This is a genomic window from Streptomyces sp. V4I23 (assembly GCF_030817975.1).
Lineage (GTDB): Bacteria > Actinomycetota > Actinomycetes > Streptomycetales > Streptomycetaceae > Streptomyces.
This window is the reverse complement of record NZ_JAUSZW010000004.1, coordinates 276,347-297,368: the sequence shown is the minus strand read 5'-3', so window position 1 is coordinate 297,368 and position 21,022 is coordinate 276,347. Positions and strand designations below refer to the sequence as shown.

The 21,022-nt window shown below is 71.6% G+C and carries 21 protein-coding genes; 13 read left to right on the top strand and 8 right to left on the bottom strand.

The annotated features are described in order from the left end of the window. Positions 1-35 precede the first annotated feature (35 nt). Both QFZ82_RS03675 and QFZ82_RS03670 read right to left on the bottom strand, forming a co-directional pair. The gene (locus QFZ82_RS03675; RefSeq protein WP_307711733.1) at positions 36-227 is read right to left on the bottom strand and encodes a DUF2795 domain-containing protein; all 192 of its coding nucleotides are present in this window, start codon (positions 225-227) and stop codon (positions 36-38) included. A 64-nt stretch (positions 228-291) separates the two neighbouring features. Continuing rightward, positions 292-741: a DUF6098 family protein gene (locus QFZ82_RS03670; protein WP_307711732.1), complete on the bottom strand. Its 450-nt coding sequence runs from the start codon at positions 739-741 to the stop codon at positions 292-294. 92 nt (positions 742-833) lie between these two features. On the opposite strand from QFZ82_RS03670, the gene QFZ82_RS03665 reads away from it, so the two are divergent. The 3 genes from QFZ82_RS03665 (at position 834) to QFZ82_RS03655 (ending at position 2,442) form a co-directional block, all read left to right on the top strand. After that, positions 834-1,811: a glycosyltransferase family 2 protein gene (locus tag QFZ82_RS03665; protein WP_307711731.1), complete on the top strand. Its 978-nt coding sequence runs from the start codon at positions 834-836 to the stop codon at positions 1,809-1,811. A 93-nt stretch (positions 1,812-1,904) separates the two neighbouring features. After that, positions 1,905-2,243, top strand: coding sequence for a DUF3140 domain-containing protein (locus tag QFZ82_RS03660; RefSeq protein WP_307711730.1), 339 nt, complete (start codon positions 1,905-1,907; stop codon positions 2,241-2,243). Positions 2,244-2,292: 49 nt separating this feature from the next. Beyond that, positions 2,293-2,442, top strand: a complete 150-nt coding sequence (locus QFZ82_RS03655) for a hypothetical protein (RefSeq protein ID WP_307711729.1) — start codon at positions 2,293-2,295, stop codon at positions 2,440-2,442. Positions 2,443-2,494: 52 nt separating this feature from the next. On the opposite strand, the gene QFZ82_RS03650 is transcribed toward QFZ82_RS03655, so the two are convergent. Together QFZ82_RS03650 and QFZ82_RS03645 are read right to left on the bottom strand one after the other, a co-directional pair. Further along, complete coding sequence (locus tag QFZ82_RS03650; protein ID WP_307711728.1) at positions 2,495-3,058, bottom strand: hemerythrin domain-containing protein; 564 nt, start codon at positions 3,056-3,058, stop codon at positions 2,495-2,497. A gap of 206 nt (positions 3,059-3,264) precedes the next feature. Continuing rightward, positions 3,265-3,555: a hypothetical protein gene (locus QFZ82_RS03645; protein WP_307711727.1), complete on the bottom strand. Its 291-nt coding sequence runs from the start codon at positions 3,553-3,555 to the stop codon at positions 3,265-3,267. Between the two features lie 292 nt (positions 3,556-3,847). Between QFZ82_RS03645 and QFZ82_RS03640 the strand changes: the two genes are divergently transcribed. Further along, the gene (locus tag QFZ82_RS03640; RefSeq protein WP_307711726.1) at positions 3,848-4,300 is read left to right on the top strand and encodes a YbhB/YbcL family Raf kinase inhibitor-like protein; all 453 of its coding nucleotides are present in this window, start codon (positions 3,848-3,850) and stop codon (positions 4,298-4,300) included. A gap of 476 nt (positions 4,301-4,776) precedes the next feature. Here the strand turns inward: QFZ82_RS03640 and QFZ82_RS03635 are convergent, their stop codons facing one another. Next, on the bottom strand, positions 4,777-5,973 hold the full coding sequence (locus tag QFZ82_RS03635) for an MFS transporter (RefSeq protein WP_307711725.1): 1,197 nt from the start codon (positions 5,971-5,973) through the stop codon (positions 4,777-4,779). A gap of 53 nt (positions 5,974-6,026) precedes the next feature. Between QFZ82_RS03635 and QFZ82_RS03630 the strand changes: the two genes are divergently transcribed. Continuing rightward, positions 6,027-6,773: a helix-turn-helix transcriptional regulator gene (locus tag QFZ82_RS03630; RefSeq protein WP_307711724.1), complete on the top strand. Its 747-nt coding sequence runs from the start codon at positions 6,027-6,029 to the stop codon at positions 6,771-6,773. Between the two features lie 79 nt (positions 6,774-6,852). On the opposite strand, the gene QFZ82_RS03625 is transcribed toward QFZ82_RS03630, so the two are convergent. Next, positions 6,853-7,899 carry a GAF domain-containing protein gene (locus QFZ82_RS03625; RefSeq protein WP_307711723.1) on the bottom strand — a complete coding sequence of 349 codons (1,047 nt, stop codon included), beginning with the start codon at positions 7,897-7,899 and terminating at the stop codon, positions 6,853-6,855. Positions 7,900-8,558: 659 nt separating this feature from the next. Between QFZ82_RS03625 and QFZ82_RS03620 the strand changes: the two genes are divergently transcribed. From QFZ82_RS03620 to QFZ82_RS03590, 7 genes are all read left to right on the top strand, one after another. After that, on the top strand, positions 8,559-10,517 hold the full coding sequence (locus QFZ82_RS03620; protein ID WP_307711722.1) for a beta-ketoacyl synthase N-terminal-like domain-containing protein: 1,959 nt from the start codon (positions 8,559-8,561) through the stop codon (positions 10,515-10,517). Next, positions 10,514-12,088, top strand: coding sequence for an amino acid adenylation domain-containing protein (locus QFZ82_RS03615; RefSeq protein ID WP_307711721.1), 1,575 nt, complete (start codon positions 10,514-10,516; stop codon positions 12,086-12,088). Before QFZ82_RS03620 ends, QFZ82_RS03615 begins: the two co-directional genes overlap by 4 nt. A gap of 136 nt (positions 12,089-12,224) precedes the next feature. Further along, positions 12,225-13,409 (top strand): NAD(P)/FAD-dependent oxidoreductase, encoded by a 1,185-nt coding sequence (locus tag QFZ82_RS03610; RefSeq protein WP_307711720.1) that lies wholly within the window; start codon positions 12,225-12,227, stop codon positions 13,407-13,409. Between the two features lie 190 nt (positions 13,410-13,599). After that, positions 13,600-16,218: a nitrate- and nitrite sensing domain-containing protein gene (locus QFZ82_RS03605; RefSeq protein ID WP_307711719.1), complete on the top strand. Its 2,619-nt coding sequence runs from the start codon at positions 13,600-13,602 to the stop codon at positions 16,216-16,218. Positions 16,219-16,238: 20 nt separating this feature from the next. After that, the gene (locus tag QFZ82_RS03600) at positions 16,239-16,670 is read left to right on the top strand and encodes a roadblock/LC7 domain-containing protein (RefSeq protein ID WP_177153562.1); all 432 of its coding nucleotides are present in this window, start codon (positions 16,239-16,241) and stop codon (positions 16,668-16,670) included. Continuing rightward, positions 16,663-17,037, top strand: a complete 375-nt coding sequence (locus QFZ82_RS03595; RefSeq protein WP_307711718.1) for a DUF742 domain-containing protein — start codon at positions 16,663-16,665, stop codon at positions 17,035-17,037. The genes QFZ82_RS03600 and QFZ82_RS03595 overlap by 8 nt, the downstream gene beginning before the upstream one ends. Further along, positions 17,018-17,614, top strand: a complete 597-nt coding sequence (locus tag QFZ82_RS03590; protein WP_307711717.1) for an ATP/GTP-binding protein — start codon at positions 17,018-17,020, stop codon at positions 17,612-17,614. Before QFZ82_RS03595 ends, QFZ82_RS03590 begins: the two co-directional genes overlap by 20 nt. A 31-nt stretch (positions 17,615-17,645) precedes the next feature. Here QFZ82_RS03590 and QFZ82_RS03585 read toward each other — a convergent pair whose 3' ends face one another. Continuing rightward, a complete protein-coding gene (locus QFZ82_RS03585; RefSeq protein WP_307711716.1) occupies positions 17,646-18,002 on the bottom strand; it encodes a hypothetical protein in 357 nt (118 codons plus the stop codon). Between the two features lie 268 nt (positions 18,003-18,270). Between QFZ82_RS03585 and QFZ82_RS03580 the strand changes: the two genes are divergently transcribed. Beyond that, positions 18,271-20,499 (top strand): catalase, encoded by a 2,229-nt coding sequence (locus QFZ82_RS03580; RefSeq protein WP_307711715.1) that lies wholly within the window; start codon positions 18,271-18,273, stop codon positions 20,497-20,499. On the opposite strand, the gene QFZ82_RS03575 is transcribed toward QFZ82_RS03580, so the two are convergent. Continuing rightward, positions 20,447-21,001, bottom strand: a complete 555-nt coding sequence (locus QFZ82_RS03575; RefSeq protein WP_307711714.1) for an MMPL family transporter — start codon at positions 20,999-21,001, stop codon at positions 20,447-20,449. The two genes, QFZ82_RS03580 and QFZ82_RS03575, sit on opposite strands and share 53 nt — an antisense overlap. Positions 21,002-21,022: the final 21 nt, after the last annotated feature.

Below are 21,022 nucleotides of genomic sequence, written 5' to 3'. Positions count from 1 at the left end.
GACGGCGTTGCACGGTCAGGCGCCGAGCGGCCGGGTCACGATCCCTTGCTGACTTCCTTGGTGACGGCTGCTGGAGAGTCGTACTCCTTTTCCGGAAGGGACGACAACGCCTGCTTGATTTCCTTGCTGGCGCCGTGACTCTTCGCCGTTTCGACGATGTCCCTCTTGCTGGCGGGATAGTTCACTCCGCCGAGGGCTTTCTGCATTTCGATGGGGTTCACGTTCATACGGCGACGGGTACCCCCGCTTTCCGGGACCGAACATCCCCCTGATTTCCGTGACAGACACTCCCTAGCGGCCTTCGCGCCGCAAAGGGCCCCAGCCGCCTTCCTGCCGGGCGACTTCCTCGACCGCCTCCTCGATCACGCGTGCGTCGATCCAGCCGACCGGCTCGATGTCCTGGACCAGCGGCTCGTTGTCGGGACCACGGCCGGCCTCCTGGCCCCGCAGCGCCCACGGATGGACTCCGGGCCCCTTGTCGCGCGGCAGATGCGCATAGTCGTACAGGCGTCGGGCCACCCACACCCTCACCGGACGGTTGTCCCACCACGGCTCGACGTCGAGGGAATTCGCGGACAGCCCCGGCAGCGGTACTCCCGTGAGATCGTCGGTACTGGACAGCGATTTCAGATCGGCCGCGGGGCCGCGCGACCAGCGCACGTACATGCTCCCGCGCCGCTCGACGAGGCCGGTCAGTTCCTCGAGCGTACGCAGGACGGGCAATTCGTCGGGGGAGCTCATACCGGTGGTCACTCCTTGCTGCTCTCCGTTTCACCGTCTCGTGGCGTCCCGGAAACGGGCATTCCCTGCGCGTCCACTGATTGGCGCGGCCTATGAGGAGGTACCCATGGCGGCGAAACGGAATCGACCGGGCCGACGAAGGGGTGATGGTGGTGGGGGCCGAGGAGCGAGGGAGCGGGCCGTCGCCGGCGGACCGGGCGGACCGGGCGGACCGCCCACGGGTCGGCATCGTCGTGATCACCCGCAACCGGTGCACGAGCCTGCTCGGCACCCTGGACCGGCTGGCCGGGCTTCCCGAGCGGCCGCCGGTCGCCGTGGTGGACAACGGTTCCACGGACGGCACCGCGGACGCCGTACGCGCCCGGCACCCCGGCGTGCGCGTCCTGACGCCCGGCCGCAATCTGGCCGCCGCCGGGCGTACGTACGGGGCCGCGTCCCTCGGCACCCCGTACGTCGCGTTCAGCGACGACGACTCGTGGTGGGAGCCCGGCGCCCTCGACCGGGCCGCGGATCTCTTCGACGCGCATCCCCGGCTGGGGCTGCTGTCCGCCGCGACCCTCGTGGGGCCCGAGCGCCGCCCCGACCCGCTGAACGCCGCGATGAGCAACTCGCCGCTGGGCCGGGAACCGGACCTGCCGGGGCGCTCGGTGCTCGGCTTCCTCGCGTGTGCGGCCGTGGTGCGGCGGGCGGCGTTCCTGGAGGTGGGTGGGTTCCATCCGCTGCTGGGGGTCGGCGGCGAGGAGCAACTGCTCGCGATCGATCTCGAAGCGCGCGGCTGGGGAGTCGCGCACTGCCCCGACGTCGTCGCCCGGCACGATCCCGACGGGCTGCCCCGCCCGGGCCGGGTGGCCCGGATGCGGTGCAACGCACTGCTCACGGCGTGGCTGCGCCGGCCGCTGCGACAGGCCGTCGTCCAGTCCGCGGAGCTGGCGCTCGACGCCCGGAACGACCCGCGGGCCCGCAGGGCGCTGGCCGACGCCGCGCGACGGCTGCCCGTGGCGCTGGCCCGCCGGCACAGGGTCCCCGCCCGCGTGGAGAAACGGATCCGGCTCCTGGAGACGTCGTCGTGAACGGGCACCGTAACGACCGCGGGTGGTTTCTCGGTGGGGCCGCCGGGAACCCGGCACGCGTTCGTACGCACCTGCGCAGCGAGGAGGCGTGCTGTGGCGGTATCACCACAGGTGAGCGCGGAACTGTGGGACGAGTTCCACAAGGTCGTCAACATGACATCCCGAGAGCTGCGGGAGTGGTTGAGCGTCGATGCCGCAGGCGAGCGGACCGAGGAGCTGCCCGACAAGAGCGGCCGCCCGACGGGGCGACAGGTCCTCGACGTCCTGGGCAAGCGCCGCACCGACCTCACCGAGGACGACGTGCAGGTCATGCAGCGGGTCTGCGACATCGTCAGGTCCCAGCGGCCGCCGGACCTGGATCCGAAGGCGGGCGGTGCCGACTGGCGCCGGAGCCTGATGAGCATCGGACACGATCCGCTGAAGCCGTCGTGACGTCGTACGGGCGCCCGCGCCGGTTCGCGGGCGGGCCAGGGAGAGAACCATGACCGAGCAGACCCCCTCTCAGGCAGAGGGAACCGACGAGAGCGGCGAGATCCAGCAGGAGCGCGGGAAGGACGTCCCCCGGACGACGCCCTCCCAGGCGGAGGGCGAGCGCGACGACGAGGAGCAGGAGGGCGGTGACGCGGCCTGACGGCAGGGCAGGGGTGGCCGGGCGACGTGCGCCGGCCACCCCTGGGTTCGGTTCAGCGCCCGGTGCCGCGGCCGGCCAGCATGTCGCGCACCCGGTCGACCATCCCGACACCCGGAGCGAGGATCTTGTCGGCCGGCGGGGTGTCCGGGGCGGAGGGGTGCGGGCGGGTCGGTGCCTTCTCCTTCGCCGAGCGCACCCGCTGGCCCAGCTCGTCGAGGGCCTGAGCCGAGCAGACCTCCTCCAGCAAGGGGAAGAGCCGCTCCTCCTCGTCCTTGACGTGCTCGGTGACCGCCGACCGCACGCGAGCGAGCAGCATGTCGAACCGTTCGTCACCCGGCTCGCACCCTTCCAGCTCCTTCAGCAGACGCTCGACCTCGGCATGATCGGCGATCTCCTTGTCCGCCATGTCGTCCCCGTCGTCGACGTAGCGGCGCACCGTCGGGTACAGGTGCTGCTCCTCGGCGATCGCATGGCGGACGAGTTCGATGGTCAACTGGTCCACCAGATCACGTCGGTGCTGATCGGCTGCTGTGTGGGCCTGGATCTGAGCGAACAGCGAATCCACTTCGCGGTGATCCTGCGTCAGTTCGTTGATCACGTTGCCGCCGTGTCCCACTTGGGGCTCTCCTTCCAATCGTCTGCGCCCGGTGACCTGGGCCGGCCGTGCCGTCCTGCGATGCGGACCAGGCACGGAGGCCTGGGCCGACGCCCAGCGGGAATCCCTTCCACGGCCCTTCGGGGCCATCACGAGGTGCGCGCCGTGCCACCCGAAAGGGGACCGCGATCACGCCCACTCGGGCCGGGCACGGGCAGGAGATCGCCCTAGGCGACGCCGAGTGACCACACGAGGCCGAGGGCGCCGACGAGACCGACGGCGCCGAGGGCTGTTCCGGCGACAGCGGTCCACAGGCGGCCGATGCCGTGGCGGGCGGCGTAGTGGATGCCTGCCGCGCCGAGGGTGACGGCGAGGCCTCCGGCGATGACCGCGAAGGGAAACGTGGCGAACGCGAGCCCCCATATGCCGACGGCGGAGAAGGCGCCGAGCACCAGTGAGGTGGGGCCCAAGGCGACGGCGGGCGTGTCGGTTCGGTCGGGCACTGTTGATTCGGGCATGACCTTGCTCCCCCTTTGAACAGGTTCAAATCGTGGGTCGAGCGTACCGACACGCCTGTACCGACGGGTAGTTGGGGTGAGCCACGTCCCTCACGACAGGAGCCAACGGCACAGCGCGCGAATGTCCACTGCGCCCGCGCGCAACCATCCGCAGGTCAGGACGACGGCGTTGTCCGGGATCGCGGTCCCGGGGCGAACGGCCACGCACGTGCCCCAGGCCGTCGCTGCGCCAGTCGCGTGCATATCGGTGCCCGTCCCGCAGAGCCGCGCGGCGACCGGGTACGACGCTTCCATGGCTGGAATCGAACTCAGGAGTGCCGCCTTCGACGACGGGGCGTACATCCCGCGCCGCTGCGCGAAGGACGGTGACGACGTCTCGCCCGCCCTGTCATGGTCCGGGGTCCCGGACGGCACCACCGAACTGCTGCTGTTGTGCGAGGACCCCGACGCGCCCTCCGGGACTTTCGTGCACTGGCTGGTGACGGGTATCGACCCCACGAGCGAGGGCGTCGAGGCCGGACAGACGCCACCCGGCGGGCAGGAGCGGCCGACCGGCTGGGGCGAGCCCGGCTGGGGCGGGCCTCGGCCGCCCGCCGGTGACAAGGCCCACCGGTACTTCTTCCGGATCTACGCGCTCCCCGGTCCGGTGTCCCTGCCCGGCGACGCGACCGCCGGCGACGTACACGCGGCGGTGGACCAGCAGGCGCTGGCGAGCGGCACCCTCGTCGGCCTCTATCAGCGCTGAACGCGGCCGATCCCTCCCCTGCGTTCGTACGGGTCCGCGGGGAACAGGGCCACCGGGACCGTCATGGGCGTCCGCTCGGCGGCGGCTGTCGTCCGGACTGCGCGATGCTCCGGTGCCCGTCGGCAGGACGCGCCGCCTCGACGGCGACAGGGGCCGGACGCCGCCGAAGCGGCACCCGGCCCCTGTTGTTGCCGCGGCGGCCTTCTCACACGCATCCGGGGACACGCGCAGGCCGCCGCAGGCAGACCCGTGACAGGCTCACACCAGGGGATCGAGGTCCCTCGGAGGCCGTTCCTCGCGCCCGCCGGCCTGCTCGATCTCGCGGGCCTGCCGACGCAGTTGCTGCTCATTGCCACGGGACTTGTCTGCTGCGCTCATGATCACTCCTTTGTGAACGGGAAGAGCGGGCCGGACCAGCGAAACAGCGGACCGTCGGCCGCGCACCTCGAACGGTCACGGACCGCCATACGCGCAGGTCATGGGCGCGGAAGCCGAAGGCGGGACGCAGTGGCGGCCTCGGGGATCTTGGGCTCGCGCAGAGGGTGCAGGAGGAGAGCGCCGAGGGCGGGGAGGGCGATCAGCGGTACGAGGGCGGTCCGCAGGGAGGACGCGTCGGCGAGCGCGCCGATCACGGGGCTCGCCATGCCGCCGATGCCCACGGCCAGGCCCAGGGTGACGCCGGCGGCCATGCCGGCCCGCCCGGGCAAGTAGTCCTGGCCCAGGGTGATGTGCAGGGAGAACGGCACGTACAGACCGGCCGATGTGAGGGCGACGCACACGTACAGGAGCGGTCCGGGGACGAGGACGACGCCGGCGACGGCCGGCGCCGTCAGGGCGTACGACCAGCGCACGACCGTGACGCGGCTGAATCGGGTGGCGAGCTTCCCGCCGGCCACGGTGCCCGCCGCACCGCCGAGGTACAGCAGGAACAGCGCTGGGGTACCGGCGAGTTCACCGCCCGAGGTGCGCTCGCGCACGTACACGGCGATGAACGTGCTCAGCCCGACGAAGACGACCGAGCGGCACACGACGGCACCGGACAGCCGGATGAAGGACCGCCAGTCGTCCGCGCCCTGCGGCCTGTCGGCGGATCCGGCGGCCGGCGGACCGGGCTCCGCGACCGGCCGCAGGGCGGCCAGGCAGAGCACGGCCCCGGCCAGGGCCGGGAGGACGAGCAGGGGCGTGGCGTGCAGCCCCCCGGTCGCGACGACGGCGGCGACCGTGAAGGGCGCGGCGGCGAAGCCGAGGTTGCCGCCGAGCGAGAACCAGCCCATCGCGGTGTGGCTGCCGCGGCTCGCGTCGCGTGCGGTACGGGCGGCCTGCGGATGGTAGGCGGCGACACCCGTCCCGGACAGCGCGACCGCCGCCAGGGTGAGGGCGTACGAGCCGCCGACCCCGGCGAGCGCCACGCCCGCGCCGCCCACCACCGTGCTCACGGGCAGCAGCCACGGCAGGTTCCGCCTGTCGGTGAGCACCCCGAACAACGGCTGCACCACCGAGGACAGCAGGGAGGCGGCCAGCACGAGGCCAGAGGCGGCGGCGTAGCTGTAGGCCCGCTCCGAGACGAAATACGGCACCAGCGCGGCCACCGCGCCCTGGTGGACGTCCACACAGGCGTGCCCCACCGACAGCAGCGTGATCGGCCGGATGCGGGAGATGCGATTCTTGGACACCCCTCGATCGTCTCCACCGCCCGGCTGGCGTGCTTCCGATAAAATGCCAAGCTATGCCGGACATCCGCCACACTCCGCGAGCACCCACCCGCGCGCAGAAGCTGGCTCCGGGCGAGAGCATCGACGCCCACCGCCACGACGACCACCAGATCGTCTACGCGGGCACCGGAGTCGTGGCGGTCACCACCGATGCCGGAACGTGGTTCGCCCCCGGCACTCGCGCCATCTGGGTCCCCGCCGGCTGCGTCCACGCCCACCGCGCGTACGGGCGCCTGGAGTTGCATCTGCTGGGACTGCCCGCCCGTACCAATCCGCTCGGCCTGCACACGCCCGGTGTGCTGAGCGTCAGCCCGCTGCTGCGGGAACTGATCCTCGTGTGGACCCGCGGCCCCCAGGTCGACAGCCCCGAGCGCCGGCGTTTGCGCGCGGTCGTCCTCGACCAGCTGCGCTCATCGCCCCAGCAGCCCGTCCAGCTGCCCTCTCCCGCCGACCCCCGCCTCGCGGCCGTCTGCGACCTCCTGCACGACGACCCGGCGGACCCGCGCACCCTGTCCGCCCTGGGAGTCGCGGTGGGAGCCGGCGAGCGCACCCTCAGCCGGCTCTTCCGCCGCGAACTCGGCATGACCTTCCCGCAATGGCGCACCCAGCTGCGCCTCTACCACGCCCTGCGCATGCTGGCCGACGACGTGCCGGTGACCACGGTCGCCCACCGCTGCGGATGGTCCTCCACCAGCGCGTTCATCGACGTCTTCCGTCGCGCCTTCGGCTGCACGCCCGGCGCCCGCGCCCGGCGGCCCTGACCCCCGTGCGTACGCGGACGCGGGCGCCCGTTCCCGGCCGTGTGAACGAGACCGGGAACCTGTGCGCGAGGTCCGGGGTTCACCGGGGGTAGTGGCCGCCTCCGCCCTGCTGCCCGGGGATCGGACCACCGAAGCCGGCCGCGCCGAGCTGCTCGAACCGCTCCTGGACGTTGGCGGCGAACACCTGCTGCTCGGCGCCGGGATACGGCTGCTGGGCGTTCATGGCCACCGTCAGGACACCACTGACCGGCGCCTGGGGCGACGTGCGCACCGGAGTGCACAGGAAGCTGAAGTCCTGGGCCGCGCGGGAGTCGTAGGTGGTGATGGACGCGTGGGGGAGCGTAGTGGTCCGGCCGGTGTGGAAGGCCTCGTCCATCGCGTTGAAGACGCCGACGGCGTCCAGACCGGTCAGCACGTGCCGTCCCGGGCTGAACTGGGGAACCATGCCGAAGGCCGCGCCCTGCTTGCCGTTGGCGTAGCGCAGCAGGTGTTCCGGGCCCTCGGTGAGCATGATCGGGAAGGGCGCGCCGTCGAACACCGCGAACAGTTCCTGCTGTTGGGCCAGCAGACTGTCGCGCAGCCTGAACTCGGACAGCAGGGTCTCGGTGAGTTCCTGCATGCCCTCCTTGAGGTTCCGGTCCCAGGTGCGGGCCACCACGTCGGCCACGCACACGGTGCCGAGGATCATGCCGGTGTGGTCGCGCAGCGGGGTGCCGAGATAGGAGCGCACTCCCATGTCGTTGACCAGGGCATTGCCGCGGAACCGCGGGTAGTCGAACACGTCGTCCAGGGCCAGTTGGGACCCCTGGGCCACCACGTGGGGGCAGAAGCCGTAGTCACTGGGTGCTTCGCGGGCTATGTCGCTGAGGTCGAAGACGATGCCGCGGCCCTCGCCGGCCGTGTGGTCCTCGGCAGAGGACGGCGGGACGTACATGCCACGGAACATCTGCCGCTCGTCGTTGATGAAGTTGACCATGGCGAGGGGGGCCTGGGTGAAGGTGGCGGCAAGTCGGGCCACACGGTCGAACGTCGCTTCCGCCTCAACGCTGTTGAGGCCGAGAACCTGCAGCCGGAGCTTGCGCTGTTCCGCCGCGCGACCGTTCTGATCAGATGTCAGGGGATCCATGCGCCAGATGTAACCAGATTCCGGCCCTCCGCATCGACGCACCGGAATCATTTCTGTCTCGCTCGAGACACCGGGACGGCCGCCACGCTCGTCCGATGCCGCCGGTCGCCGCGGTCTCCATGGCCAGGCCCAACCGCGATTTCCGTCCAAACCGGGTAAGGTTCCACACCCGGACGATCACTTCACGCCAATCCGCGAACCGGAACGAGCCGAAGCGGTTTGACATATGACAATCATGCGGTGGGTAGGCATGCGGTCGGCGTATCGGGTGATCGCAGGGAAGGGAACAGCGCGGTGGGTCAAGTGCGGTTCGAGCTGCGGGCTCACTGCTGCCCCAGGCACGGGCGTGCGCGCCCGGTCGGTCATGCTCTGCACGATGCCAAGGAACACTCCACGGCCGCGTGCTCGGCGCGGTCCTCGCCGCCCCCGGGCGGCAGTTGCGCCTGACCGTGAGCCACCACGACAGGCTGACACCGGTGCCCGCAGGCCCGACATCACGATGTCAGGGTCGCTTCCCCGTGCGACCCGGCCGCAGCGCCCGGATCCCGGGACCTTCCGCGCGGCCCGCCCGGAAGCGTCCGCCGCCTCCGGGAGCCTCCGGAACGACGTGAACAGCCCCCTCCCGCAACGACATCGGGAAGCATCGAAGGAGTGTTCTGATGAACAGGTCGGACGTGGACGCACGGTCGGTGGCGGTGATAGGCATGGCCTGCCGGCTCCCCGGCGCGTCGGGGACCGACGAGCTGTGGGAACTGCTGCGTGACGGGGTGGACGTCACGAGCGAGACCCCACCTGAACGTTACGACGCCGACGCCCTCTACTCCACACGCCCGGAACCGGGCAGGATCGGAAGCCGCCGGGCCGGTTACGTCGACCAGGTAGCCGATTTCGACGCGGAATTCTTCGACATGTCCGCCACCGAGGCGGTGGAACTCGACCCGCAGCAACGGCTGCTGCTGATGACGGCCTGGGACGCCCTGGAGGACGCCGGCCGGCGGCCCGACGATCTGGCCGGCAGCCGCACCGGCGTGTTCGTGGGCAACGCCCGTTCCGACTACCTGGAGATGCGGTTCCGTCAGGGTCTTGAGGCGGCGACGCCTTCGCAGTTCAACAACTACCGCTCGCTCCTGCCGGCACGCCTGTCCTACGTCCTCGACCTGCGCGGCCCCAGCGTCGTGGTGGACACGGCGTGCTCCTCCTCCCTGGCCGCCGTGCACAGCGCCGTACAGAGCCTGCGCGCGCGAGAGAGCCCTCTGGCGATCGCCGCCGGGGTGAACCTGGCACTGCGCCCGGACGAGAGCGTGATGATGACGCAGGCCGGCGCCCTCGCGGCCGACGGCCGCAGCAAGTTCGGCGACGCGAGCGCCGACGGCCATGCCCCGAGCGACGCGGTGGCCGTCGTCGTGCTCAAGCCCCTGGCCGACGCGCTGGCCGACGGCGACCGTATCCGCGCCGTCATCCAGGGCAGCGCCATCGGCAACGACGGCCGCACCGGCGACTCGCTGCTGACCCCGTCCCTGACAGGCCAGGTCGAGACGCTCCGGTGGGCGTACGAGGACGCCGGGGTGAACCCGGCCGACGTCGACTACGTCGAGGCGCACGGGGCGGGCTCACCCGCACTGGACCCGCTGGAGATCAGCGCGCTCGGCGAGGTGCTGGGAGAGGGCCGGCCCGCCGATCGGCCCCTGCTCGTCGGCTCCGTCAAGACCAACATTGGCCACGCGGAAGCCGCCGGCGGCATGGCCGGACTGATCAAGGCCGTGCTCTGCCTGGAGCACGGCCAGGTCCCGCCCAGCCTGCACCTCACCACCGCGAACCCCGCGGTGGCCTGGGACGAACTGCCGCTGCTGATACCGCAGAAGCTCCACGACCTGCCCGACCTCGGCCGCCCGGCCATCGCGGGGATCTCCGGTCAGGGCTCCTCCGCCCTCAACGCCCACGTGGTGATCCGGCAGGCCGACCCCCGCCCGGCCGACCCCGCCGCGGCCGCCGACGGCACGCCGTACGTGCTGGCGCTGTCCGCCCGTACACCCGCCGCACTCGACGCCCTGACCCGCGCCTACGCCGCCTACCTCGGCCCCGGCGGCCAGGGCGCCGCCCACCCCCTTCGCGACATCTGCTACAGCGCGGCCACCCGCCGCCGGCATCACGAACACCGCCGGGCCGTCATCGGGGCGTCCCACGAGGAGATGGCGGCCGCGCTCGGCCGGCCTGAAGGGGAAACCCGGCCGGACGGAGCTCCCGAGAGCCTGGCCGCGGCCGCTGACCGCTACCGCGACGGCCTGCCGGTCGACTGGGACGACGTGTTCGGGAAGGAGGGGCGCTTCGTCCCGCTGCCCCGTTACCCGTGGCAGACCAAGCGGTACTGGTTCGGCGAGGAGCGGGAGGAGAGCGACGAGGACCTCGCCGCCTGGGTGCTGCGCGAGCACGCCCGCGTTCCCTTCGACGACGACTCGGCGCTCGCCGACATCGGCATCGACTCGCTGGCGAAGCTGCGGCTCATCGTCGAGCTGTCGAAGAGGACGGGCCGCGACGTCGATCCGGAGGACTTCGCCCGGCTGCGCACGGTGGGCGCGCTGCGCTCGTGGATCCACGCCCTGGAGGCGGCCGCCTCATGAGCACTCCCCAGACCGCGTACGAGTGGTTCGCCCGCTCGGCCGTCGCCTTCGGCCATGACTGCGTCGCCCTGGAGGTGGGAGACGAGCGACTGACCTACGCCGACCTGCGCGATCTCGCGGAACGGCTCGCGGCCCGGCTGGTCGCGGCCAACGGCGGCGAGGCGCCCCGGCGCGTGGGGCTGCTGGCCGGCCGCTCCGTGACGGCGTACGCCGGCTATCTCGCCATCCTGCGGACCGGCGCGGCCGTCGTGCCCCTCAACCCCGAGCACCCCCGGGCACGCACCGCCGACATCGTCAAGGCCGCGGGCCTCGATCTGGCCGTGGCCGACGCCTCCGGCGCCGAGTCCGCCGACCCCGGGATCCCCCTGCTCGTCGTGGGCGCCGAGGAACTGGACGTTCTGAGGGCGGGGCCGCCGCCCGAGCGCTCACACCGGGAACCCGACCCGGACGACGTCGCCTACCTCATCTTCACCTCCGGATCGACGGGCACGCCCAAGGGAGTGCCGATCCTGCACCGCAACCTCTCCGCCTACCTCGGCCACGTGACCACCCGCTACGACGTGGGGCCGGGCAGCCGGCTCTCGCAGACGTTCGACCTCACCTTCGACGGCTCCGTGCACGACCTGTTCGTCGCCTGGGCATCCGGCGGCACGCTCGTGGTGCAGCAGCGCAGCCAGCTCATGTCACCGGTGAAGACGGTCAACGCCCAGCGGCTCACGCACTGGTTCTCCGTGCCGTCACTGATCACCTTCGCCTCACGGCTGGGCACACTCGGGCCCGGCAGCATGCCGACCCTGCGCTGGAGTGTGTTCGGCGGAGAGCCGCTGCACCGCGCCGCGGCAGAGGAGTGGCAGGCGGCGGCGCCCGGGAGCACGCTGGAGGTGCTCTACGGGCCGACCGAACTCACCGTCTCCTGCACCGCTTTCCGGCTGCCCCGCGACCCGGCGGACTGGCCCGGCACGCCCAACGGGACCGTGCCGATCGGGACCTGCCACCCGTCGCTCGACCTCCTGCTGCTGGACGAGAACGGCCGGCCCGCCGACACCGGCGAGCTGTGCGTCCGCGGTCCGCAGCGGTTCCCCGGCTACCTGGAACCGGCGAACAACACCGGCCGGTTCGTGCCCTTCGAGAAGAGCGGAGCCGTGCGGGACGGCGGTGAAGCCGTCCCGCACGACAGCGCCGCGCCGCCGCCCGACCGCCACTGGTACCGCACCGGGGACCGCGCCACCGTGCAGGACGGACACCTCGTCCACCTGGGCCGGACGGACCACCAGGTCAAGATCCGCGGCCACCGGATCGAACTCGGCGAGATCGAGGCGATGCTGAGGGAGCAGCCCGGTGTGCGCGACGCGGTCGTGCTCGCCGTCCCGGCCCCCGACGGCGAGCCGGAACTCAAGGCCGCGGTCAGCGGCGACGACTGCGTAGCCCAGCGGCTGTACGCAGGACTGGGCGACCGGCTGCCGCCGTACATGGTGCCGAGCCGGATCACCGTCCTCGGGCAACTGCCGCTCAACGCCAACGGCAAGATCGACCGGAACGCCCTGCTCGCCGAACTCGGGCGCGGTCACTGACCCCACGGCCGCCCCGTCCGCCCCCGTCCGCTCACGAGAGGGCGCCTTCCGTCCCCCGTCCGGAGCTGTCGCCCGAGTCCGCCCCCGAGGCGGCCTCGCGGCTCCCACCCGGCACCGATGTCTGTGAGGCATGCACATGTTCGACGCCATCGTGGTAGGCGCGCGCTGCGCCGGAGCTCCCACTGCCATGCTGCTCGCGCGCGCGGGCTACCGGGTCCTCGTGCTCGACCGGGCGTCATTCCCCTCCGACACCCTCTCGACCCACCTCATCCACCAGCCGGGCGTCGCGGCACTCGCCCGCTGGGGCCTGCTGGAGACCGTCCGGGCCTCCGGCTGCCCGCCCCTGGACCACGCGGTCTACGAGGTGGCGGACATCCGCCTGGAGGGCTGCGCCCGGGGCGTGGAGGGGCAGCGCGCCGGCTACGCCCCGCGCCGCCATGTCCTCGACGCGATCCTGGTGGACGCGGCCGTCGCCGCCGGTGCCGAATTGCGCGACCGGTGCTCCGTGACCCGCCTGCTGCACGACGACACCGGGCGCGTCGTCGGTGTGGAGGGCAGGCACGGCGGCCGCACCTTCACGGAGCGGGCCCGCCTCGTGATCGGCGCCGACGGAATGCGCTCCACGGTCGCCCGGCTCAGCCGTGCGCGCTACACCGTGCAGGACCCCCGGCTGACCTGCGCCTACTACGGATACTGGCAGGACGTTCCGGCCACCCTCGAGCTGTACGAGAATCCGCAGAGCTGGGTCGCCGCCGTCCCCACCAACGACGGTGCCACGCTCGTCCTGACCTACTTCCCGCAGTCCCGGTTCGAGGAAGTCCGCACCGACGCCCGCAGCGCCTACCTGGGACAGATACGCGCCACCGCTCCCGCGCTCTACGACAGGCTCGACGGCAAGCGCCGCATCGAGAGACTGCGCGGCACAGGCGACCAGCGGAACTTCTTCCGCCAGGCCACCGGCCCCGGCTGGGCGCTGGTGGGCGACGCCGGACACCACAAGGACTCCATCACCGCCCGCGGGATCAGCGACGCGTTCCTCCAGGCGGAAACCCTGGTGCGGCGCGTGGGCGACCTGCTCGGCGGCGACCCGCTCCGGCTCGACCGAGCGCTCCGGGACTACGCCGACGACCGGGACGCCGCCCTCGTACCGGGCTACGAGTCCACGCTCGCGGTGGCGCAACTGGCCCCGCACGAGCAGCGGCTCTCCCTTCTGCGGGCGGTGGAGAGGGACGAGGACCTGACCGCCATCTATTTCGACATGGTCGCCGGAATTGAGACCGTCAGCGCCCTTTACACCCCCAAGCTGCTCGCCCTGTTGTGACCGGCCTGAGCAAGGTGTGTTTCACAACCGGAGCTCACGTGTGACGGTGCGCCATGATCCTGGTACGGTTCAACGGCCCGCCGACTCCGGCTGATCATTTGTCAAGGTGACACGCGCAAGGGGTACTTGAGCATTTTTTTGGGACGGTCCCTAACTACCATCAGTGTTTCGCTGTCGTACGAGGATTCAGATGCCAGGCACCCGCGACCGGCGGACCAGTCACAGGTCCGCCCCGCGCAAGTCCATTCGACTGCCGTTCGCCCTGTCCCTTGCCGTTCCGGCGGTGCTCCTCACCGGTGTGTGGGGTTACACGGCGACCGGGCTCGTGGACGAGCAGATTCAGCTGCGTGACGAGTCGGAGCGCGTCACCTCCGCGGGGCAGCCCGCGCACGACGTGCTGTCCCGGCTCCAGGACGAGCGCCGCCTCACTGCCGCATGGCAGGCCGCCCGGAGCAGCGCCGCTCGTACCGCCCTGGACAGCGCCCGCGGGCGAACCGACGTCGCCGTACAGGAGTACCGCCGGTCCTCGCCCTCGGGGCTGGACACCACGTCGTTGAAGGCCCGGGCCGGCCGCCTGAAGGAATCGCTGGACGCGCTGTCCGATCGCCGTGCGGCGATCGACGACCGCACCCTCGGCGACGACGACGCCTTCACCTACTTCACGGACACCATCGGCGAAGCCACGGCCCTGGTCACGGCGGCCACCCGGACCGACGACGGGAGCGTCGCCCACGCAGCCGCGGCCACGTCGTCCCTGGTGCGGCTCACGGAGATGCTCTCCCGCGAGGACGCGCTGCTCGCCGGCGCTCTGCCCTCGGGCCGCCTGGACGCCGCGACCCGCGCCCGGTTCGGCCAGTACCTCGCGATCCAGCGCGAGGCGCTCGCCGACCTGAACGCCGGTGACCTGCCCCCGAGTCAGGCCGACGCCTACGCACGGCTCACCGAAGGGCCGCTCTGGACGCAGCTGGTGTCGATCGAGGACGCCGTGGCGGGCGGCCGGGACACCGGCCTGCCGAAGTCGGCCACCGGATGGCCGGAGGCCTCCGACACCGTCGTCGAGGGACTGCAGACGCTGGACTCCGACTCCCTCGCGCACGTGGCCGGGACCGCTGAGGACAAGGCCGACGACCTCGTGCTGGGCCTGATCCTCGGTTCCCTGGCGACGCTGGCCGGCCTGGCCGCCGTCGGGGTCCCGGCTCTGCGTGTACGGCGCGCGCTGGCCGACCGGCTCTCCCGGCTCCACCGGAAGACCGAGGACCTGGCGGGCACCCGGCTGCCCCAACTCCTCGCCCGGCTCGAGCGCGGAGAGCGGGTCGACCCCGCCGAACTCATGCCTCTGGCGGACCAGCCCGACGACGACCTGGGACGGCTCGAAGCGGCGATCGACCGCCTGGCACTCGCCTCCGTGGAGACCGTCGCGCACCAGTCCCGCGGCCGCGAGGGCACGGAAAGGGTGTTCGCCCAGCTCATCCGCCGCACGCAGATCCTGATCCACCGGCTCATCTCCCTGCTGGACGACCTCGAGCGCAAGCACGAGGACTCGGACCTGCTGAAGGACATCTTCAAGGTCGACCACCTCGCCACCCGTGTGCGGCGGCATTCGGAGAACCTCGTCATCCTCGGCGGATCCCCGCCCACCCGCCGTATGACCGCCCCCGTCTCCATCACCGACGTGATGCGCAGTGCCGTGGCGGAGACGGAGCAGTACACCCGGGTCAAGGTGAAGAACCTGCCCCCGGGCCGGCAGGTGTCCCTCGCCGGGCGGGCCGTCGCCGACGTCACCCACCTGCTCGCCGAACTCATCGAGAACGGCACGAGCTTCTCCCCGCCGGACACCCAGGTGTACGTCAGCGCCACGAAGGTCGCCCGGGGCCTGGCCCTGCACATCGAGGACCACGGCCTCGGGATGCCGGAGGAGCACCGCGCCCGCGCCAACCACCTTCTGGCGCACCCGCCCAAGCTCGACATGATGTCGCTGGGCGAGGACCCCCGCCTCGGACACTTCGTGGTGGCCCGGCTCGCCGAGCGCCACAAGATCAAGGTGGAGCTGCGGGAGTCCGTCTACGGCGGCACCCTCGCCATCGTGCTCGTACCGACGGCCCTGCTGGAGGAGCACGACTCCCCGCTCCTGGAGCAGCTCAAGACAGCGGCCTCGGCGAACGGGCCGGGGCGGCTGGAGCCGCCCCGGCCGGCCGCGGCCGACGCGCCGGGCGGCGACACGATGGTGCTCAACGCGGTCACGAACGGCGTCGCCCCGGGTGGCGGTGCGGGCGCCGCGCTCCCGCAGCAGCGCGTGGATCAGCACGGGTATCCCGAGTACGGAGGTGCAGGTCTGTTGCCGCCCACGTCAGCTCATTCGGCCGCCGCACAGCCCCCGATGCCGGCGGACTGGACGCCTCCCCAGGAGCATCCGGACCCCGAAGCGCGGCATCGGGAGCCGGCTGCCTACGACCCGGCGGGGTACGAGCCCAGGGGGTACGAGCCGGCGGCCTACGAGCCGGCGGCCTACGAGCCGGCCGCCTACGAGCGCGCGCAGGAACCGTCCCAGCCCCTGGCGACCCCTCGCATCCTTCCCCAGCGGACCAAGGGAGCGAGCCTCGCGCAGCAGTTGCGCAAGGAAGCGGCGCAGGCGGAGGCCGAGGCCCAGGCACGGGGCGACGAGGAGGAGACCGGTGGTCTCTCGCCAGGTGACTCGGCCCGCGCCATGATGGCCATCCAGCAAGGGATGAAGCGGGCGCGGATCACCGAGACGGACAAGTCGGCTGGTGCCGACGGTCAGGCGGACTCGCCTGACCAGGGCGCCAACTAACTGTGAGGGAACATTCAGCAATGACTGAGCAGGTACAAGCCGCTCCCCAGCTGGACTGGCTACTGGACAGCCTCGTGGACCAGATCCCGGAGATCCGCTGTGCCATCGTGCTGTCCGGGGACGGCCTCCTTATCGGCAAGTCGAAGGATCTCGGCAGAGACGACGCCGAGCACCTGTCCGCCGTCGGATCGGGGATGCACAGCCTCGCCCGCGGCGCTGCCCGGCATTTCCACGGGGGTGAGGTCCAGCAGACGGTCATCCAGATGGACAGGGCATTCCTCTTCGTCACCGCCGCGGGCCGCGGAGCGCGACTGGCGGCCATCGCCTCCGAGGAAGTGGACGTCGGCATGATGGCGTTCGAGATGGGCACGCTCGTCAAGAAGGTCGGCAAGTACCTCAGTGCCGCGCCGCGCGTGCAGAACTCCTTCCACGGTCACATCCAGGATGCCTGAAGCGCCGTGGTTCGAAGAAGGGCAGGCCGGACGTCACGTCCGGCCGTACGCCATCACCGGCGGGCGCACCCGTCACAGCCAGCACAGCTTCGCGCTGATCACGCTCGTCGTCACACGGTCCCCGGACGACGCCGGGCATGAGCCGCTGGAGCCGGAGGCGGCCGAGATCCTGGCACTCTGCCGGGACCGCGCCGTGGCCGTCGCCGAGATCGCTGCCCACCTCGACCTGCCGGTCAGCGTGGTGAAGGTCCTGTGCGGGGACCTGCTCAACGCCTCGCTGATCCTGGTCCAGGCCCCGCCGTCGGAGACGGACAAACCGAGCGTGGAACTCATCGAAAGGGTGATGGATGCTATCCGCCAGCTCTGAGCCGATCATGCCGACGGCACTGAAGATCCTGATCGCGGGCGGCTTCGGCGTGGGCAAGACCACGATGGTGGGCTCCGTGAGCGAGGTTCCCCCGCTGGAGACCGAGGAACGCATCACCGAGGTCAGCCGGGGCATCGACGACCTGGCGGGCGTGGAGGGCAAGTACGCCACCACGGTGGCCATGGACTTCGGCCGGATCACCGTCTCCCCGGAACTGGTGCTCTACCTGTTCGGCACGCCCGGACAGGACCGCTTCTGGTTCATGTGGGACGACCTGGCGCTCGGTGCCCTGGGCGCCGTGGTGCTCGCCGACACCCGGCGGCTCGACGCCTCCTTCGCCTCGGTGGACTTCTTCGAGGAGCGCAACATCCCCTTCGCGGTCGGCGTCAACTGCTTCGACGGCAGGCGGGACTGCACGAGCCGGCAGGTGCGTGAGGCCCTCGCCCTCGAACCCACCACGCCGGTCATCCTGTGCGACGTGCGCGATCGCGAGTCCAGCAAGTCGGTGCTCCTCGCCCTGCTGGAAGCGGCAAGGGCACAGGCCGCCGCCCGCCTGGTGCCGATGGCCGGCCGCTGACCGCCGAACGGTCGGCGGCCGGCCCGCCCGCTCAGCCCTCCGCGGCGGCCGCGGGCGCGAGCTCGTCGTCGAACTCCCAGGACTCGCGCTTGAACTCGCGGAGGAAGTCCGGGTGGTCCTCCCAGTTCCTCGCGATGCGCCGCAGCACGTCCCAATTGTGAGCCAGCGCCTGGTCGGCGATGTGCCGGACCTCCCCGTCGGCCCGGTCGCGCTGCTCGAAGACCCCCTCCACCGCCGAGGCGGCGAGCACGGTGGCACGCAGGGCGCGCAGGGCACGGGCGGTGTCGTCCATCCCGAAGCCGTGCGTGCTGCCCGTCGCGGCGTCGAAGAGCGGCGTGAGCCGCGCCTCCACGAACGCCGTGATCCGCCGGAAGTGCTGAGGGTCCATCAAGGCTCCGTCTCCTGCCGTGCCGGTCACCGTGGCACGGCATCAAGGGTGAACGCGTCGTTCTGGGCGAGCCGGTCCCCCGGACCGGCACCGCCGCAGGATAGCCGCAGTCCTCCCGCCCCGGTTCGCCCCCCGGAATGGGGGTACTCAGGCTGCTTCCGGGCGCCCGCCGCAGAAGAATCGGCTGGGTCAGGTACCGGGCCGCCGGTATCGCCTGTGGCGGCGGTGAAGGTTCCGGCGTCCGGTCACCGTACCCCTGGAGGACACATTGAACCGGAACACGTCCGGCCCCGCCGACGAGATCCCGGGCAAGCCCGCCCCGCAGCCCCCGCCCTTCGAGGAACCGACCGAACCCCGCGACCCCCTCCCGCCCAAGCCGGACCAGCGCGGACCGGCGACGGTCGGTCCCACCGGCCAGGAGACCGGAGCCGACCCGGCGGCCCTCGCCCAGGGCGGCGCGTTCCTGACCACGGCTCAGGGCACTCGGCTGTACGACACCGACCACTCGCTCAAGGCGGGAAGCCGCGGGCCGGTGCTCCTTCAGGACCACCACCTGCGCGAGAAGATCACACACTTCGACCACGAGCGCATCCCCGAGCGCGTCGTGCACGCGCGCGGCGCCGGCGCGCACGGGGTGTTCACGGGATACGGCACCGCCGCGAAGGTCACCAAGGCGGCGTTCCTCGCCAAGGACGTCGAGACACCGGTCTTCGTCCGCTTCTCGACCGTGCTCGGCTCGCGCGGCTCGGCCGACACCGTGCGCGACACCCGCGGTTTCGCGACCAAGTTCTACACGACCGAGGGCACCTTCGACCTGGTCGGCAACAACATCCCCGTCTTCTTCATCCAGGACGCGATCAAGTTCCCCGACATCATCCACGCGGGCAAGCCGCACCCGGACCGGGAGATCCCGCAGGCGCAGAGCGCGCACGACACGTTCTGGGACTTCGTCACCCTGCACACCGAGGCCACCCACCACACGCTGTGGAACATGTCCGACCGCGGCATCCCCCGCTCCTTCCGGATGATGGAGGGCTTCGGCGTCCACACCTTCCGGCTGGTCAACGCCGAAGGGGCGACGACGCTCGTCAAGTTCCACTGGAAGCCGAAGCTGGGCGTGCACTCCATGGTCTGGGAGGAGGCCCAGATCACCGGTGGCATGGACCCCGACTTCCACCGCCGCGACCTGGCCGACGCCATCGAGGCGGGCGCCCACCCCCAGTGGGAGCTCGGCATCCAGACCTTCCCCGACAACCCGGAGCAGACCTTCGAGGGCATCGACCTCCTCGACCCCACCAACATCGTCCCCGAGGAACTGGCGCCGGTGCAGCCCATCGGCCTGCTGACCCTGAACGCCAACCCGTCGAACTTCATCGCCGAGACCGAGCAGGTGGCGTTCCACCCGGGCCACCTCGTCCCCGGTATCGACATCACCGACGACCCGTTGCTGTCCGGCAGGCTCTTCTCCTACCTCGACACCCAGATCAGCCGACTCGGCGGACCCAACTTCGCCCAGATTCCGGTCAACCGGACCCACGCACCGGTCAACGACATGTCGCGCGACGGCATGCACCAGACGGCCGTGCACCGGGGCGTCGCCCCCTATCGGCCCAACTCCCTCGACGGCGGCTGCCCGTTCCAGGCGGCCGCCGACACGGCGGCCTACGTCGAGGTGCCGCTCGACGTGCCGGCGGCGAAGAAGGTCCGCGAGGCGCCCGCTTCGTTCGCCGACCACTTCAGCCAGCCCCGGCGGTTCTGGCTGAGCATGTCCCCGCCGGAGCGCGAGCACATCATCGCCGCCTACTCGTTCGAACTGGGCAAGTGCTACGAGCAGGCCATCAAGGAGCGGGGCCTGCAGGTGCTCGCCAACATCGACCCCGAGCTGTGCGAAGGCGTCGCCGCCGCGCTCGGGCTGCCCGCTCCCAAGCCGACCGAACCCCTGACGTCCGTCGAGCCCAGTCCGGCCCTGTCCCAGATCGGCCGCACCTGGCCGGTGGACGGCCGCGTCATCGGCATCGTCGCCGACGCCGACTGCGACCTCGACGGCGTCCGGGCGGTGCGCCGGTCCGTGCTCGACGCGGGCATGGTCCCGCTCGTCATCGCGCCGAGCGGCGGCGAGCTGGGCGCGGACGGCGACCCGGTCGCGGTCCAGCGCACCTTCGCGACTGCCCGTTCCATCGAATTCGACGCCCTGGTCCTGGCCGGAGCCCCCGGCCCGGCGGACGATGCCTTCGGCGCCCGCGACGCCAAGGCGGGCGACGCCGTCACCCGGCAGAACGTCGCATCCGATCCGCGCGTGCTTCTGATGGTCTCCGAGGCATATCGCCACGGAAAGGCCATCGGCGGCTGGAACGGAGCGGCCGGTGTCCTGGAGGCCGCCGGTGTTCCCGCCGGCGCACCCGGCGTGGTGAGCGGGGACAGCGGGGACGCCACGCTCACCGAGATCACCCGGCTCCTCGGCGGCCACCGGGTCTGGGAACGCTTCGAGACCGCCTGACACGGTCATCGCGTGACGTCGGCCGCGCACCAGGAGGGCGCGGCCGACGCTTTTCCCGCGGCCGGCCCGGGGCTCCGCCTGCGGGTGCCCTCCGGTGTCGGTCGTCCCTCAGACCGATACGGGCGTGCAGCCGGCGCAGCGGCCGGGACGCCCACCAGTTCCTGTGACCGAGGAGCCGCATGGCCGCCGGGACCAGCAGGCCGCGCACGATCGTCGCGTCCACCAGGACGGCAAGGGCAAGTCCCACTCCGAGGAGCTTGAGGACGGCCGGCTCCGAGGTCGCCATGGCGCCGAGCACCGTGGTCACGATCAGCGCGGCCGCCGTGATCAGGCGGCCGCTGCGCTCCATGCCGAACGCCACCGCACGGGTGTTGTCACCCGTCGCCGTGTACTCCTCCTTGATCCGGGCGAGCAGGAGGACGCTGTAGTCCATGGCCAGGCCGAAGGTGATGCAGAACATCAGAACCGGGACGCAGATCGCCGACCTGTGGCGTACCAACATCGGTCAGCGCCACATCGTGCA